The 13,077-nt window shown below is 58.7% G+C and carries 16 protein-coding genes; 8 read left to right on the top strand and 8 right to left on the bottom strand.

Annotated elements, in window-relative coordinates; all coding sequences use genetic code 11:
- Position 1: 1 nt before the first annotated feature.
- From BLW71_RS39615 to BLW71_RS39585, 8 genes are all read right to left on the bottom strand, one after another.
- On the bottom strand, positions 2 to 994 hold the full coding sequence (locus BLW71_RS39615; protein ID WP_177205245.1) for a fatty acid desaturase: 993 nt from the start codon (positions 992 to 994) through the stop codon (positions 2 to 4).
- On the bottom strand, positions 960 to 1,679 hold the full coding sequence (locus BLW71_RS39610) for an autoinducer binding domain-containing protein (protein ID WP_091810173.1): 720 nt from the start codon (positions 1,677 to 1,679) through the stop codon (positions 960 to 962). The genes BLW71_RS39615 and BLW71_RS39610 overlap by 35 nt, the downstream gene beginning before the upstream one ends.
- A 24-nt stretch (positions 1,680 to 1,703) precedes the next feature.
- Complete coding sequence (locus BLW71_RS39605; RefSeq protein ID WP_091810171.1) at positions 1,704 to 1,958, bottom strand: hypothetical protein; 255 nt, start codon at positions 1,956 to 1,958, stop codon at positions 1,704 to 1,706.
- A gap of 326 nt (positions 1,959 to 2,284) precedes the next feature.
- Entirely contained in the window at positions 2,285 to 3,334 is a 1,050-nt protein-coding gene (locus tag BLW71_RS39600) for a hypothetical protein (RefSeq protein ID WP_177205244.1), read from the bottom strand.
- A 259-nt stretch (positions 3,335 to 3,593) separates the two neighbouring features.
- Positions 3,594 to 4,010: a tRNA 2-selenouridine(34) synthase MnmH gene (locus tag BLW71_RS42700; RefSeq protein ID WP_286162287.1), complete on the bottom strand. Its 417-nt coding sequence runs from the start codon at positions 4,008 to 4,010 to the stop codon at positions 3,594 to 3,596.
- 28 nt (positions 4,011 to 4,038) lie between these two features.
- Positions 4,039 to 4,629: a rhodanese-like domain-containing protein gene (locus BLW71_RS42695; RefSeq protein WP_286162286.1), complete on the bottom strand. Its 591-nt coding sequence runs from the start codon at positions 4,627 to 4,629 to the stop codon at positions 4,039 to 4,041.
- 235 nt (positions 4,630 to 4,864) lie between these two features.
- Positions 4,865 to 5,182, bottom strand: a complete 318-nt coding sequence (locus BLW71_RS39590; RefSeq protein ID WP_091810169.1) for a type II toxin-antitoxin system RelE/ParE family toxin — start codon at positions 5,180 to 5,182, stop codon at positions 4,865 to 4,867.
- The gene (locus BLW71_RS39585; RefSeq protein ID WP_091810167.1) at positions 5,182 to 5,460 is read right to left on the bottom strand and encodes a ribbon-helix-helix domain-containing protein; all 279 of its coding nucleotides are present in this window, start codon (positions 5,458 to 5,460) and stop codon (positions 5,182 to 5,184) included. The genes BLW71_RS39590 and BLW71_RS39585 overlap by 1 nt, the downstream gene beginning before the upstream one ends.
- Positions 5,461 to 5,958: 498 nt before the next feature.
- Between BLW71_RS39585 and BLW71_RS39575 the strand changes: the two genes are divergently transcribed.
- The 8 genes from BLW71_RS39575 (at position 5,959) to BLW71_RS39545 (ending at position 12,706) form a co-directional block, all read left to right on the top strand.
- Positions 5,959 to 6,162: a hypothetical protein gene (locus BLW71_RS39575; protein WP_091810163.1), complete on the top strand. Its 204-nt coding sequence runs from the start codon at positions 5,959 to 5,961 to the stop codon at positions 6,160 to 6,162.
- A gap of 449 nt (positions 6,163 to 6,611) precedes the next feature.
- Entirely contained in the window at positions 6,612 to 6,827 is a 216-nt protein-coding gene (locus tag BLW71_RS41410) for a hypothetical protein (RefSeq protein ID WP_143048467.1), read from the top strand.
- 259 nt (positions 6,828 to 7,086) lie between these two features.
- Positions 7,087 to 8,298, top strand: coding sequence for a ParA family protein (locus tag BLW71_RS39570; protein ID WP_091810161.1), 1,212 nt, complete (start codon positions 7,087 to 7,089; stop codon positions 8,296 to 8,298).
- Positions 8,288 to 9,316 carry a ParB/RepB/Spo0J family partition protein gene (locus tag BLW71_RS39565; protein ID WP_091810158.1) on the top strand — a complete coding sequence of 343 codons (1,029 nt, stop codon included), beginning with the start codon at positions 8,288 to 8,290 and terminating at the stop codon, positions 9,314 to 9,316. Before BLW71_RS39570 ends, BLW71_RS39565 begins: the two co-directional genes overlap by 11 nt.
- A gap of 271 nt (positions 9,317 to 9,587) precedes the next feature.
- Positions 9,588 to 10,859, top strand: a complete 1,272-nt coding sequence (locus tag BLW71_RS39560; protein WP_091810157.1) for a Cdc6/Cdc18 family protein — start codon at positions 9,588 to 9,590, stop codon at positions 10,857 to 10,859.
- 298 nt (positions 10,860 to 11,157) lie between these two features.
- Positions 11,158 to 11,436, top strand: coding sequence for an antitoxin of toxin-antitoxin stability system (locus BLW71_RS39555; protein WP_091810155.1), 279 nt, complete (start codon positions 11,158 to 11,160; stop codon positions 11,434 to 11,436).
- A complete protein-coding gene (locus BLW71_RS39550; protein WP_091810153.1) occupies positions 11,433 to 11,717 on the top strand; it encodes a type II toxin-antitoxin system RelE/ParE family toxin in 285 nt (94 codons plus the stop codon). Before BLW71_RS39555 ends, BLW71_RS39550 begins: the two co-directional genes overlap by 4 nt.
- A 626-nt stretch (positions 11,718 to 12,343) precedes the next feature.
- Complete coding sequence (locus BLW71_RS39545; RefSeq protein WP_091810151.1) at positions 12,344 to 12,706, top strand: AlbA family DNA-binding domain-containing protein; 363 nt, start codon at positions 12,344 to 12,346, stop codon at positions 12,704 to 12,706.
- Positions 12,707 to 13,077: the final 371 nt, after the last annotated feature.

Here is a 13,077-nt window from a genome sequence, read left to right as displayed (position 1 = left end):
GCTAGTCATTTGCGTTTGGCAGCCTCTGGTTCATGACCGAGAACCAGAGCGGTGGAATTAAGGCCAGGCCGAACATGTGCAGATAGCCGCCAGGAAGCGCTCTCCCGGCGTGAACCAGGCGATCATAGGTACGCGTTTGCTCTAGATGGTGGTGAGTGTGAAGACCGTTATTTACGAATAACCGGTTGGACAGCCAGAAATTAACATCCCACGCGACCTGATTTTCCAATTCATCAGGACTGCCGCACAGGCCATAGTGCTGCAGATAGCCAACCGTTTCTACGACGAAAACGGAGACTACGCCTTGCCCGACGTAGAAGACGGCCCCATGCCAGCCACCAAACCACGCGAAAAGAGCCACTACCGCTACGCTGACCAGGACGATCTGCAGGAGCCGGCTTTCCCTCCAACAGCGGGCCGGGCCCAGCTCGTAAGCAATAGCGGATCTCAGCGCCGAGAAAAAGGAGCGGCCGACGTGACACCAAACCGACAGGCCAACATGGGCCGTTGAGCCGAATCGCGGATCGCCGACGTGACCATGGTGGAGTTGATGTACGACTCGGTAGTGAGGGTATCCAGCGACAGCTAGCGCTACGTCGGAGATCAACTTGGACCGACGCCCGCCCCGGTGCATTACCTCATGAATGTGCGCCATCGCAAAAGCACTCACCACCCCGGAGGCAATCACCAGTCCGGCAAACTCCAGCGGTCTCGCGCTCATCGCTCTTCTGACGGCAACAAGCACCGCGACGCTCCACACGCAAATGTAAGTGACCGGAACCACAGGCCCGATCGGCGCCTGGCTCGCCCTCTGGTTTTTGCCCCCCACGTCCTGCCCGATAAGCGCGTCAGCGGCCGGAACCACCGCAACCAGGAGCAGCAAAAACAGCCAGGGATGCCGGTAAAAGAACAATGCCGCCGCAGTCGCTGGTAATAGCGTCGATAGCCAGAACCCGCCCTTACTGTTGCGCAAAGATGTCATTTTCTTCTGCAAACCGCACCGCCGCGGTAATGTGCGAAACGCCAATCTTTTCATTGATCCGTTGGAACTGCCTATAGACAGTTGTGGAAGACACCTTCAGCTCGTCGGCGATCGCACCCGCGTTGAAGCCAGATCTGACGAATCCAATCAACTGCACGTCCTGGTGCGAAAGGCCGCACTTCCTGATCGCATCTTCTCGCACTGCTCGCGATGACCAATCGAGAAGCTCCAGTGCCAGGGCTCGGAAAAATGCTCTGCCCTCCCTGAGTTTCGGCTCACCTTCCTCGGGCTTCGTGCTCGAGCCGAGGTAGAGAGCTCCAATCCGCCCTTTCTCGCTGGCGTGCGCAGGAATGAGGAATGTGCTGAAAAACCCGTGTTCCGCGGCCACCTCAAGCATCCGCTGTTGCCCAGCGGTCCGGACTGGCAACTCCGAACCCAACACTGGCGCCGTGTTCGATCGTGCGTAATCGAGACAAGGGTCCGTCAGATACCATCTGTTCGCGTTGTACAGTTGACACCATTCAGGGCGACAACCGATCAAGAATCGATGGGTGGAACGGCTAGCTGAATGATCCGTAGGATGCAACGAAACGAACACAAACCATTCGGCCCCCTTCGATCGAATTGCGTCCCTAACAAGCGGTATCAACTCCAACTCATCCGTTGCGTTTATAACGGCATCAAAGCTCAGTTCCATTACGATCGATCCGTCTAGATTACTTCACCCAACCCCATCCGCCCAGACAATGTTTCGCACTTCCATATAAATTGCCCGCATCACCGAATGATGCGGGTCCGAAAGCACGAATTTTTCAAACTCGCCTTTTGATGAAACCGGCAAAATCTGAACCAGCATCAGTTCGTCACCCTGAATCAGATACCTTTCCGCAATGAAACCGCGTGGCACCTGATAGAGGCGAATGCCCACCTTCTCGATATCGGCGCTAACAGCTCGCTCATAGACAAGGTTCTTCATAATCCTCGCCTTCGATCTCGGGGCGATGTCCACACGCACGACACGTCCTATTCTTGACTTCATGATCGGACAGAGCCGAAATCACATTGTCTGCCACACATCTTTCGCACTCGAAGATCGATACGAAAAATTCCGCGCGGCAGACTTCGCACCTCATCCGATGGACTTGGTTTTCCTGCAAAACTTCCCATCCATCATCACCGTGATCGGCCCCACAAGAAGCGCACACAATGCTGATACAGTCGCTCATAGTTCCCAATCCAAGAAATCACCTTAACGCCGACGAATCGCCGGGCCACTCATGCACCCAAGCGCAGAGCCAGCCTTCATCCGGCCCGTGCTGGATACGCATCGCGCGGTCGACTCGAACGCAGTCTTTGCACGTAATTGACGAACCGGTCTATCTCGGACTCGGCCATCCCGAGCCACGCGAATCGAATGGTTCCGGGCTCCCACGGGAAAATTAACTCGCGGTCGATGCCGTGATGCTCGAGATACTGAAAGAACACGGACAGGTCATCGTCCTGCAGCTGCTTCAGCCACGTCCGCAGACGCTCCAACTCCTCGCCAGTCAACTCCGCCGGCGCTGTGTTTAGAACGCTCAATGCGAAGCGCGTTGGGGAAGGCGCTCGCGGAACGTAGTAAAGATCGCAATGGTTCTGGTGCGCTGTGCGGGGATCGACGCCGAGTATGGGAAACGAAAGCCCCTGTTCCTTTGCATCCTTGGTGCGCTGAACCCACGGCCGATCGTCAGGGGATGTTGGCCAAATGCGTTTCAGGTCATCAGCCCGGTACTTCTCGCGGGACTCCCAGATCTCACGCAGTTCGCAGTACTCCCTCGATTGAGAGATCCGGTAAGCGGCATCGACAAGCGGGCTGTCGTGCCAGTGAGCGAGCGGCCTAGTGCGCTCCGCCGCATACATGCGCTGATGGTCATCCTCCAGATTGACGCCCGACTCCTCGAATAGTCTGCGAAATAGAACCAGTGATTTGCGGAAATACTGGGATGCGCCATCTGACTGCGCATACAGGCGCTCCGGAAATGTTTGCGCGTTATCCGGTGCAGCATGGCCATTAGCCGCGTCTGTAATGCCGGTGACAAGCCAGAAAGCATAGTGCGGGAAAAGACGCGCAAGCGCCTCGATCATGTCTGGCGTGGGTCGTTGTCGACGATGAAACACCTTACGCCAGCGCTGAACGGAAATACGGGTGTATCCCGTCAGCCGTTCCAAGTAACCCCGGCCAGGCTCGGGCCTCGCGAGCAGCGTACCGAATGCCCTGCGCAACGCCCCCTCTGGCCTTTCGTCTTCATCTGGCGCGAGGCGTGCCTGCTCATTCAGGAGCAAGATCATGCGGTCTTCGATTGTCGTGGTCATATTCCGAAAAAATCCCAATCAGTCAATCTGTCCCGATTAGATCAATTCATAAGATATGACCATACGCGCCCTTCCTTTGCCTCCGCCAATTCAGTTACAAACGGAAACAAGAAGAAAGGTGCCTACTGCTACAAGGCGGAATTTTCTCTGCACACCTATGTTTATTGCATAAATGATGTGGCAAATATGCCCTATCCCGCCTGTATCGCGGGGGTAACTGGCGATGAAACGGTTTCAGCGAACTTTAGACAAGGGCCGTTTAGCCGAAGCGCTGAATGAGCGCAAGCGCCACGGCGCGGAGACTGTCAGGCGACAGTTCCTGCAAGTCAATGACTGGTGCATCGGCAAGTGCGGAATAACTGCGCCGCGTCGAACGCGCATAGGCGGGATCGTAGTGCGCGACCATGATCCGCTCGAACAACTCGGGTATTTGCCGTGATCTGGCCATTTCCTGCCACATCGCAAACTCTTTGCCTCCGAAATGGCTCCGTAAAGAGGCGAGCTTCGATACAAAGGCGTCCGGATCTTTCTCGAAATGATGATAATCCTGTCGCCACAATATGACTCGCTGGGCCATCGGCGTATTCACGCAGACAAGCTTGCCCTTCATATGCATTGTTTCGAGCAGCGCCGGCGGTAACTGTACATTGCCAATCTTCTTGCTCTCTGCTTCCACCCACACCGGGCGCCCGGGCGAGAAGGTACTAAGTACTAAGCTTCTGTTGCAGCAGGCTATCAAAGTATTTCTGCGTCGGCTGCGGCGTACCTGGTATCGCACCAATGACCGAACCCCGGTGAGACGCGAGCGCCTCCAGATTCAACACCTGCGCGCCGACGGCTTCGAGTTGATCGAGCAATCGAGTCTTTCCACAACCTGTCGAACCTGACAGGACCACATACGAGAACTCGCGTGGCTGCGTTGCCAGTTGCTCGTTGACCCAACGTCGATAGCCCTTCCAGCCACCCGGCAAGCTGTCCACCTTATAGCCGATCGTATCGAGAGCATCAAACCAAAGGCGACTGCGCTTTCCGCCACGAAAGCAATACACAAGCACCCTGCCATGACGTGGGCGGGCCGCAATTACGGTGTCAAGGCGACGTGAAATGTTTTTCAGCGAATAGGAAACGCCGATCAGATACGCCCGCATTTTGTCAGTTCGATGGAGGGTGCCGACCTCGGCGTATTCGTCATTGCTGACCACGGATAGGTTGATCGCCCCAGGGATGTGATCCACGGCGTATCCGCGTTCGCTGCGCGCGTCGATGATAAGGTCGAAATTTTCGAATCGGTACATGCCCACCTACCCTGTAATTTTTGGCGTCAACTAATGTTCTCTATGCCAACCGGTTACGACTCAAGACGTCGAGCGATTGAGCGCCCGCGACGATGTGCGTGTACTAAAGGCCTCTTGCGAATATCGGGTGGCTTCAAGGATTCTTTAGATTACCTCGACGGCTCAAACAAACAGCGGGAGTGGCTTCGCCGATATAGTTGTTGTGGAGCGTGGGCGGGAAACCTTGCAGGCTGAGTCAGGAGTCGTCGGTGTCATCCTGCAAGACCGTCTCGTAGTCCTGTCCGCCGTAGAAAATGCCGATCACAGAGACCTGCTCCGCGTCGACGTCGAAAGCTATTACTACCCTCTTGCGGTAATTCGTGACGCGCAGGCCCTCGCGAATGTCATCCCGGCGATTGCCTCGACGCGGAAACGTCCGCAACTCTTCGCAGTACGTAATGATTGCGCTTGTATAGTGTTCCGCAGTCGCCGGCGAGGCTGTGGCCGCAATGTAGCGATAAAGCTCGAGCAGCTGTTCTTGCGCTTCCGGTGTAAAGACGACGGTATAGGACATTACGCTTTTTCGACGGCCTTGCGGTGTTCAGCGGCAAGCGACGCGCGCAGCTGGTCGACCCCGACGGCACGGGATGGGTCAGCCTTCAGCGCATCGTAGGCGGGCGCGACCTGCTCGCGCAGCCAGCTTTCCACTGCACGGTCGCGCGCGAGCAGCGCCCGGAGTCCATCGCGGATCACTTCGCTTTCCGTCGCGTATTCGCCTGCCGCCACCTTGGACCTGACTGCCTCGGCCATTTCGTTGGGCAGCGTGATGCTGAATTGTTGGGTTGAGCGCACGGGGAAGTCTCCCTTCTGAGTGTAGGATTTAATCCTACGCTTTGCCTTTGAAGCGTGCAAGGCGTCCGCGCGCCAACAGGGACCCGCACTCTCTAACCGCGTTACTGTGTACGAACGCCGGCAACGGTCGCACGCAGCAACTTCGTCATCTCGGCAAGCGTTCGCCTGCCGCCTCGATGAGGACCGGCAGCATCGCGTGGGCGGGCTGGAGACGCGTTGCCGCCTGCCGGTCCTCTCTGCCCCGCTGACGCTTGCCTTCGAATGCTGCCTCGCGCTCCGGCGTAGCGGGAACCAAGTGCCCGCTGTAGATCGCGGCAACGAAATCTACCTGCCAGTTTCCGCCGCTGACGCGTGGTGCGGCCTCCCCGCATTCGTGGACGGTGACCGTACCGGCATCGCCGGCCACACAGATCCGTCGCGAGGTACTGCAGTCGAAGAAGACCCCGCCGGTCACACCTGGACCGCGGTGGCGACCCGGAGTGCTTCCTGGTCGGTCTCGTGTCGTTTGGCCGCTGCCTGCCGTTTGTTGCGGGCTTGCCAGGCGAAATCAGCAGTCGAGCGCAGCAGCGCGCGCAGGTGGTTGATGGGGCGCTCGGCCTTGCTGAGATGCTCCTAGGCGACGTCGACCACATCGGAAAGCAGCTTCTGGTGCTGGCGTGCTTCGCGCATGAGTTTGAAGACCAGGAATTCATGAAATCCTAGGCGGCGAGGGCGCTCGAGGTCACTGGGGAGCTGGCCGGGTTGTCTCTTTTGATGATAGAGATAGCACCGTCCGCCATGCTGGCAGTCGGCTGCGGCAAGGAAAGGACCGCCGGGGCGACTACCTCGTGGTGATCCGGCGCTGGCGGTGGCCGGGAGTTCGACGAGACCGAGCAGGTCGGTAGCCTGCTCGGTGAGATGGAAGTAGGCGGCCGAGTTCGCGGCGCGCGTATATCGTGGCGTAAGGGCGATAAACGTCGACAGTGCGGGCGAGGACGGAGAGCAGGCGCGGGCACAGACGGGGACGCCCTGCAAATGCGCGGCACGAAAGATGATTCACGGGAGATTGGTGGTGTCGCAAGCGAATTCGGCGAATGCATAGCTACAGGTTGCGCGGGTTTTGTAATTGAGAACGTAGGAACGCGACTGACGGGAGTTGCAAAGCCGGGCGGATGGGAAACGACGATACGAACGATAAGATGATTTGCGTCATCGCCGGTGTGTTTCGGCATGGCGTGGACGAGCGAGAAGCCGAACGACGAACGCAGAGTCAAGGACGCAGCCAGAAAGCCGCCCGCGCGGGAGTCATAGAAAGCACACCGAAGCGGCGCAAAGACTGGCGCTTCCGAAAAAATAGTCCTAAAGAAATCAATGACTTTGAACTTTGAATCCGGTCGGTTGAGCGCACGTTCCAGTCTTGCGCACGGTCTTCTTACATTTTAATTACTCAAATCTGGCGGTTTCTACCCCCTGCCCAACTACCCCGCGCGCGGATTCGGAATCCTTGTGTGATTGGTCTCGCAACAAATACCTAAAGTAAACCTTCAAGTTTACGAGTTTACCGGCTATTATTCGCCAAAATCGCGCGTCATCGAACTTTGGTGATTTTCGCGGTTTTCGATGACAACACCAATTCGCAGGTACCTCATGGTTACTAAGGAACTACCGCCGCCTCGCAAGGCAATTGGTATCGACCAACTGATCGCCATTGCTGACCGGGCAGAGGCGACGCTCGCGCAGCTACGCGACGACCTCCTGGAGCCTTGGCCCAGAAAGATGGCGCCAATGCTCACGGCGTCGCGACTGGCCAAGCTGTGCAAGATCGAGCGCACCCAGATCCAGTACCTGTGTACACGGGGTAACAAAAAGGGAGAGTATCCCACTGGCACCCTTACCGGCAATGGACGCAATCGTGAGTTCACGCTCGCGGAAGCACAGCAGTTCATTCGTCTCGCGGCGCCGTACAAGCGCCGTCCGGAAGGGGCGCTCGGCCTCGCGATGGCCATCGGGAATTTCAAGGGCGGCGTTGGCAAAACGACCAGCGCTGTGGCAATCGCTCAGGGCCTGACCCTTCATGGTCACAAAGTTCTGCTGATCGACCTCGATCCACAGGCTTCGTCGACAACGCTCATGGGCTACGTTCCTACGCCGGAAGTCACCGAAGAAATGACGGTGATGCCGCTCGTCTACGAGGAACAGCCGGACCTGAACTACGCCATCCTTCCGAGCTACTGGGACAACCTGGATTTCATCCCGGCTTGCCCTGCTCTGTTTGGCGCGGATTTCTACCTGCCGAACCGGCAGTCGAAGGATCCGAACTACCAGTTCTGGCAGGTTCTGGAACGGGCGATGGGTCCGATCCGCGAGAAGTACGACGTGATCGTGATCGATACACCGCCGAGCCTTGCCTACCTCGCGACCAGCTGTTTCATGTCGAGCGACGGCCTGATTGTTCCGCTGCCGCCCGAGACTCTCGACTATGCTTCGAGCGCGTCGTTTTTTCGGCAGTTCGCAGACCTGTTCAAAGCCTTGGCCGACGACCGCGACGTGCAGAAGGAATTTGCTTTTATCAGCATCTTCCTCTCGAAGGTGAAGCCGCGGGTTGACGCCACCGACGTCGTTCGGTCATGGATTCAGCAAACCTACCCGGAGTTGCTGGGTCGCGCAGAGATTCAGGATTCGGACGTGGTCAAGAACGCAGCAGCCGAGTTCAAAACAATCTACGACGTTCAGGCCTTGGGTCAGTACAGCCGCGCCATTGATTCGTTCGATGCCATGGTCGACGAGATCGAAGGGCATATTCAAGGTGCGTGGGCCGCGCAGTTGCTGAAGGTGAAGGAGAAAGCGAATGTCGAGTAAGTTGAAGGAACGCCTGATGGCGCGCACGGCTGGGGTCGCCGACAGAGCAGAGTCTGCGGCTGCGGCGCGCCCTCCCGAGGCAGCGCCACGCGCGGCGACCATGCCGGCGCAATTGGGCGCCTTCCGCCTCGAAGCACGTGAGTATCAAGAAAGGATCCAGCAACTGCAAACGGAACTGGAAGAGGCCAAACGCAGTGGCAAGGGCTCGATGAAAGTGCCCTTGACCGACCTGCACGAAGTCCCGGGCCGGCGGCGCTACAAGTCGCCGGAGGCGTTCGCCGAACTGCGCGAGAACCTCCGGCACAACAAGTTGGCCACGCCTGTTGGCATCCGGCCTCGCGTCGAAGGCGGCTTTGAAATCGTCTCGGGACACTGGCGCACGGATTCCTATCGGGAACTGGGTCGGCTAGAAATCGACTGCGTACTGGACGACGATTCGAGCGAGGACGAAGCGGCGCTCGCTGCGTTCTACGCGAATCTGTTGCAGTCAGACCTGACCGACTATGAGAAGTACCTCGGCTTCAAGGACATCCGCCAACGCTTTCCGGACATGACCCAGGCCAAGATGGCAGAGCAGGCCGGGGTGAACGAATCGGTGGTTTCCGCACTGATGGCGTTTGACGATCTCCCGGCTGAAGTTCTGACTCTTCTGAACGAGAAGCCTGCCCTCATGGGCGCGACTTCTGGCTATGCGTTGGCGCGCTTGGTCAGAACCGGAAAGGCAGATCGGGTTGTGCTTGCAGCCCAGCGGCTGGCGAACAAAGAGCTGGATGAAAGACAGGCGGTGAAGTTCGCAAGCGCGGACCCCGCGAAGCAGAAGGTGACGTCTGCGGCGACGTCTTTCAAGGTCAAGGCAGGGCGGGGCACGTACTGTGATGTGCGTCAGGCCAAGAATGTCGTGCGGCTTGAGTTCCAGTCGGAGACTGAAGCTCAAGCGGCCCAGTCGGCGCTGAAGGAGGTTCTGGAGCAGCGCGCAGCGGCAGCTCAGACGGAGCAGACAGAGGTTACCGAAAAATAGTTGTTTAAGATCAATGACTTTGAACTTTGAATCTTTCTCGAGCGGCTTCAGTTCGACGCGAAAAGGAATAACAAGATGAATTGATCACAGGGCATAAAAGACAAAAGCCTCCAGTTGGCGCTGGAGGCTTTTGAATACGGGCTTGCTGTTCACTCGCCCGGCTGCGCTTCCCGACTGCAAATCGGGTTGAGCGTTGACACCTCGAAGTGTAGCCGATCGAATAAGACAGTCAAGCGCACTCCATCCATTTTTCAAGAAATGGACGCTGGATATGTCTATCGCGCAACACTTCGTTGCTGGCGAGGTAGGGTTACGCCCGGACTTCCCCGAAACCGAACACGTCGATGCTTCCCCTGCTCCTCAGGCAACCGAGGACAGCGACGTGATCGCTCTGCGTTCCGATTCCGTCAACCTGCCGTGGGTCATCCTGCGGGCCGTCCATCGCGCTTCGCGCCTCGATGGGATCCCTGCCCGGGCACGGTTCGTGTTGGCTGCACTTGCACGCACCGTTGACGCCTCTAACCCGTTCGGTCATATCTACGCCCGACGTGAGCTGCTGACCGAACGGTCGATGCAGTCGGAACGGACGTTCTACCGAAGCCTCGATGACCTAGAAACCGCAGGTCTAATCGACCGGCCACCGCAACGCCGATATGTGCAGGCGGGTCTCTTTGGTCGCGCCTATCTTCACCTGACCGAACGTGCCGCCATCATTCTCGGGCTGGCAGCGGAGCCAATCCCGGCTGTTCAGCCAGTCAAAGCAAAGACTGATTCGGTGGATTCATCCAGCACCAATCCCAGAGCTCAGCAAGCCGGTACCGTCGCGGCTGAAGCATTTTCCTATCGGTCTGCCAAGGTGGCAGACGGTGGTATATATAAGAATCTTTCCCCCACCTCTTTGCAAAAGAGACAACCGGGGCAAGTGCCTGTGGATCTTCAGCGTCTGCAGTCCCTGGGTTTTCGGGATTTCTTGATTTTCAAACTGATGCGCGAAGCACGTGAGCAGGGCAAGCGTCTGTCTGACGTTGTCGAAGCAACGTGGGAGCATCTCAAGAAAGCCAAGCGGCCCATCTGCTATCTGCGCGCCCTGCTGACCAGCACCGCCGATTTCTCATTCCAGATCCGCACCCGGTATGCAGAGCAAAAGGCGGCGCGTGCTGCGGTCGAGGATCAAGAGGCCGCCGAGTCGCTGGTTCGCCAAGTCGCGGGTCAGACCTTCGTCGACGCTGCCGGTGAGCGCAAGCTCGTCCTCGATGCTGACGGACAGTCGCTGTCGGTCTACAACTCGGAGGAGGGCGTCGCACGTCGCGAAGCGGGTCAATGGCAACTGCGATTCGCGAAGGCACTCCAGAACGGAAAGATCCGACCAGCACAGCCGGATGATCTCGAAGCATTTGCCCAAGCGCGTTGTCGGGCGACCTCGTCGTCGGCTCTCCCGGCTGTCGATGCTCCGCGCATCGTCACCGAGGCTGTCACAGACAATCTGGTCCTTTTAAAAGGAGCGTTGCGGCGGTTCTCCCCGGCGCTCGCACGTACGTTGTGAGTAGGGCCATCGTTCAAAAACTGGCGGGGCGACCCAAAAAGGCATTGTCGGAACCGAGGCGCACGCGACTACCGCCGGAATTCGCACGGCAAGGACGATAACCCCGGCTCGCATCGTCCATGCGTGCCACCGCCCCTGACGTAGCAAGGTCGCCGACAGCGGCTTCTTGCACCCGTGGCATAGCACACGTCGTGCGGCGGCTCTTCTCGCCCATCAGTTAAACAGCTTGCAGGGCAGTGCCCGCCGCTGTAATTAAAACGTATATACTTGGTTAGTATTTATTGCCGGAGAGTGCCCCGTGTCGAAAGAAGCCGTATTCACAATGAAGCTCGAACCGGAGCTGCGCGCCGAGTTCATGGCCGAAGCCGAAGCCGCGCACCGGCCGGCGTCGCAGGTGCTGCGCGAGCTGATGCGCGATTTCGTGCAGCGCCAGCGCGAGGCGCGCGAATATGATGAGTTCCTGCAGCGCAAGGTCGAAGCCGGCCGCGCCTCGATGCGTGCCGGGCGCGGCCGTCCGGATGATGAGGTTGAAGCGAGGTTCGCCGCGCGGCGCGCCAGTGTGGCAGGCAAGGCGTGAGGGTCGTCTGGACGCCAGAAGCGGAACAGGACCGCGATGACGTGTGGGACTACATCGCGACCGGCAACGTGGCCGCCGCTGCCCGGATGGACGGGGTGTTCAGCGATGGTGTCACACAGCTGGCCCACTTCCCGCTGATGGGTCGGGCCGGAAAAATCGCCGGCACGCGTGAGCTGGTACTGCACGAAAGCTATCGCCTGGTGTATGAGGTCGAAGGCGAAACCATCTGGGTGCTGGCACTGGTTCACACCGCGCGCCGGTGGCCGCCGCTCCGTGATTAGTCAGGGGAAGCACGAACGGACCGGATGGGCTGGCCACCGCCAGCGCGCCGGAAACCGGCGTTCGAGGGTGACGCATGCGCGGTCGACGTCGGATGAACACCCCATTGGTTGAAATCTGGCCACAACGTTAGTTGTGTGAACGTTTCCGGCACCAATGCGCCGGTTTGCCGCTAGACGCCTTGTCTGCAATTGGTATTGGCAGACAGGCCCGGCAGGGCGGCGGAACAGCGACTATCATGTAGATGTGGTCCGTGCTCACAGCACGTGACTACCAACGGAGCAGAGGCGGGGCTGGCGGGCAAACTGGCCGCCCGTCGCTGCTCCGCGACGAATCACGAAGCGGTCCGCGCGACAACCATCGGCGGGCCGTTTTTTTTTGCCTACCGTCAATGCCGCTAACTCCTGTTAGCGGCATTGCGGCCTGCCGGCGCACGGGAGGGTGGAACCGCCGGTCGGCCGGTGCGACCCGGTGCCTGGGCGCTCACGACAGCCTCGGGAAGGTGCGTAACGGACCGGATGCAGGCCGGTTTTCGCGGCCAGCGGGCGACCAGCGGTGAAATTCCGCGCATCGGTTTCCGGTACGGTTGAGCCGTTTTTGCGGGTTTACCCTTAATCCAAAGGTCCCCTTGATCCCCCACGCGCGCCTCGATGCCGTCACCGAAGCCGACCTGCAGACCCTGATCGACCACGGCGTGCGCGAAAGCCGCACGCTCGACTACAAGCGCGACTGGCCGGCCGACCGCGACGCGCGCACCGAACTCGCGAAGGACGTGTGCGCGTTCGCGAACACGATGGGCGGCGACCTGGTTTTCGGCATGCGGGAGGAGGGCGGCGCTGCGGCCGCGATCGTGCCGCTGCCGTCGAGTGAAGCAAAAGTGATAGCCCCGCCGGAAACACAACCCCTTGAGTTCTCGGCCTCCGCCGCCCGACCGCGTCCAGATTCAGTTCCGACCTCACGGAAGCGAAAGTTGGAATCTTCGGAGTACTGAACTGAATATTGGAAAATTCGGTGATGGCGGATCGGCGGCCATGCCGCGAGTCCTGGATTCGGGCTTTGGCAACGGTCTGTTACTGGCGCAGGAGGCAAGACGACCGTGAAACATCCGGCGTTGAGCGGGGCTCGCCCGGAAGTCCACGTGTGGCGCGGACTTCCGGCAATTTGAAAAGGAATGTTTCACGAAAATGCGCGGGTTCCGCCGGCGCGACGCATTTCTTAAGCACATTTTTCGTTTGCAGCAGGCTGCACACCGGGCTCAAGATGCAGTTTGTATTGATTGGAACGTAAAACGTATCAATCGTTACGAGGAGGATTGGACGCGTTACTGGCTTTGGCATCAAGCGGAGGTCCACTGGGGATGCT

Origin of the sequence: Burkholderia sp. WP9, from assembly GCF_900104795.1 — a bacterium.
GTDB lineage: Bacteria > Pseudomonadota > Gammaproteobacteria > Burkholderiales > Burkholderiaceae > Paraburkholderia.
Note: the sequence above shows the minus strand (reverse complement) of the source record. Positions and strands in the feature narration are given on the sequence as shown.

What these genes read in the sequence shown, in the direction of transcription:
- BLW71_RS39560 (WP_091810157.1), top strand. Translation starts at nt 9,588, where the DNA reads ATGTCTATCGCGCAACACTTCGTTGCTGGCGAGGTAGGGTTACGCCCG.
- BLW71_RS39600 (WP_177205244.1), bottom strand. Translation starts at nt 3,334, where the DNA reads ATGACCACGACAATCGAAGACCGCATGATCTTGCTCCTGAATGAGCAG.
- BLW71_RS41410 (WP_143048467.1), top strand. Translation starts at nt 6,612, where the DNA reads ATGGGAAACGACGATACGAACGATAAGATGATTTGCGTCATCGCCGGT.
- BLW71_RS39610 (WP_091810173.1), bottom strand. Translation starts at nt 1,679, where the DNA reads ATGGAACTGAGCTTTGATGCCGTTATAAACGCAACGGATGAGTTGGAG.
- BLW71_RS42695 (WP_286162286.1), bottom strand. Translation starts at nt 4,629, where the DNA reads ATGTACCGATTCGAAAATTTCGACCTTATCATCGACGCGCGCAGCGAA.
- BLW71_RS39605 (WP_091810171.1), bottom strand. Translation starts at nt 1,958, where the DNA reads ATGAAGAACCTTGTCTATGAGCGAGCTGTTAGCGCCGATATCGAGAAG.
- BLW71_RS39570 (WP_091810161.1), top strand. Translation starts at nt 7,087, where the DNA reads ATGGTTACTAAGGAACTACCGCCGCCTCGCAAGGCAATTGGTATCGAC.
- BLW71_RS39565 (WP_091810158.1), top strand. Translation starts at nt 8,288, where the DNA reads ATGTCGAGTAAGTTGAAGGAACGCCTGATGGCGCGCACGGCTGGGGTC.
- BLW71_RS39590 (WP_091810169.1), bottom strand. Translation starts at nt 5,182, where the DNA reads ATGTCCTATACCGTCGTCTTTACACCGGAAGCGCAAGAACAGCTGCTC.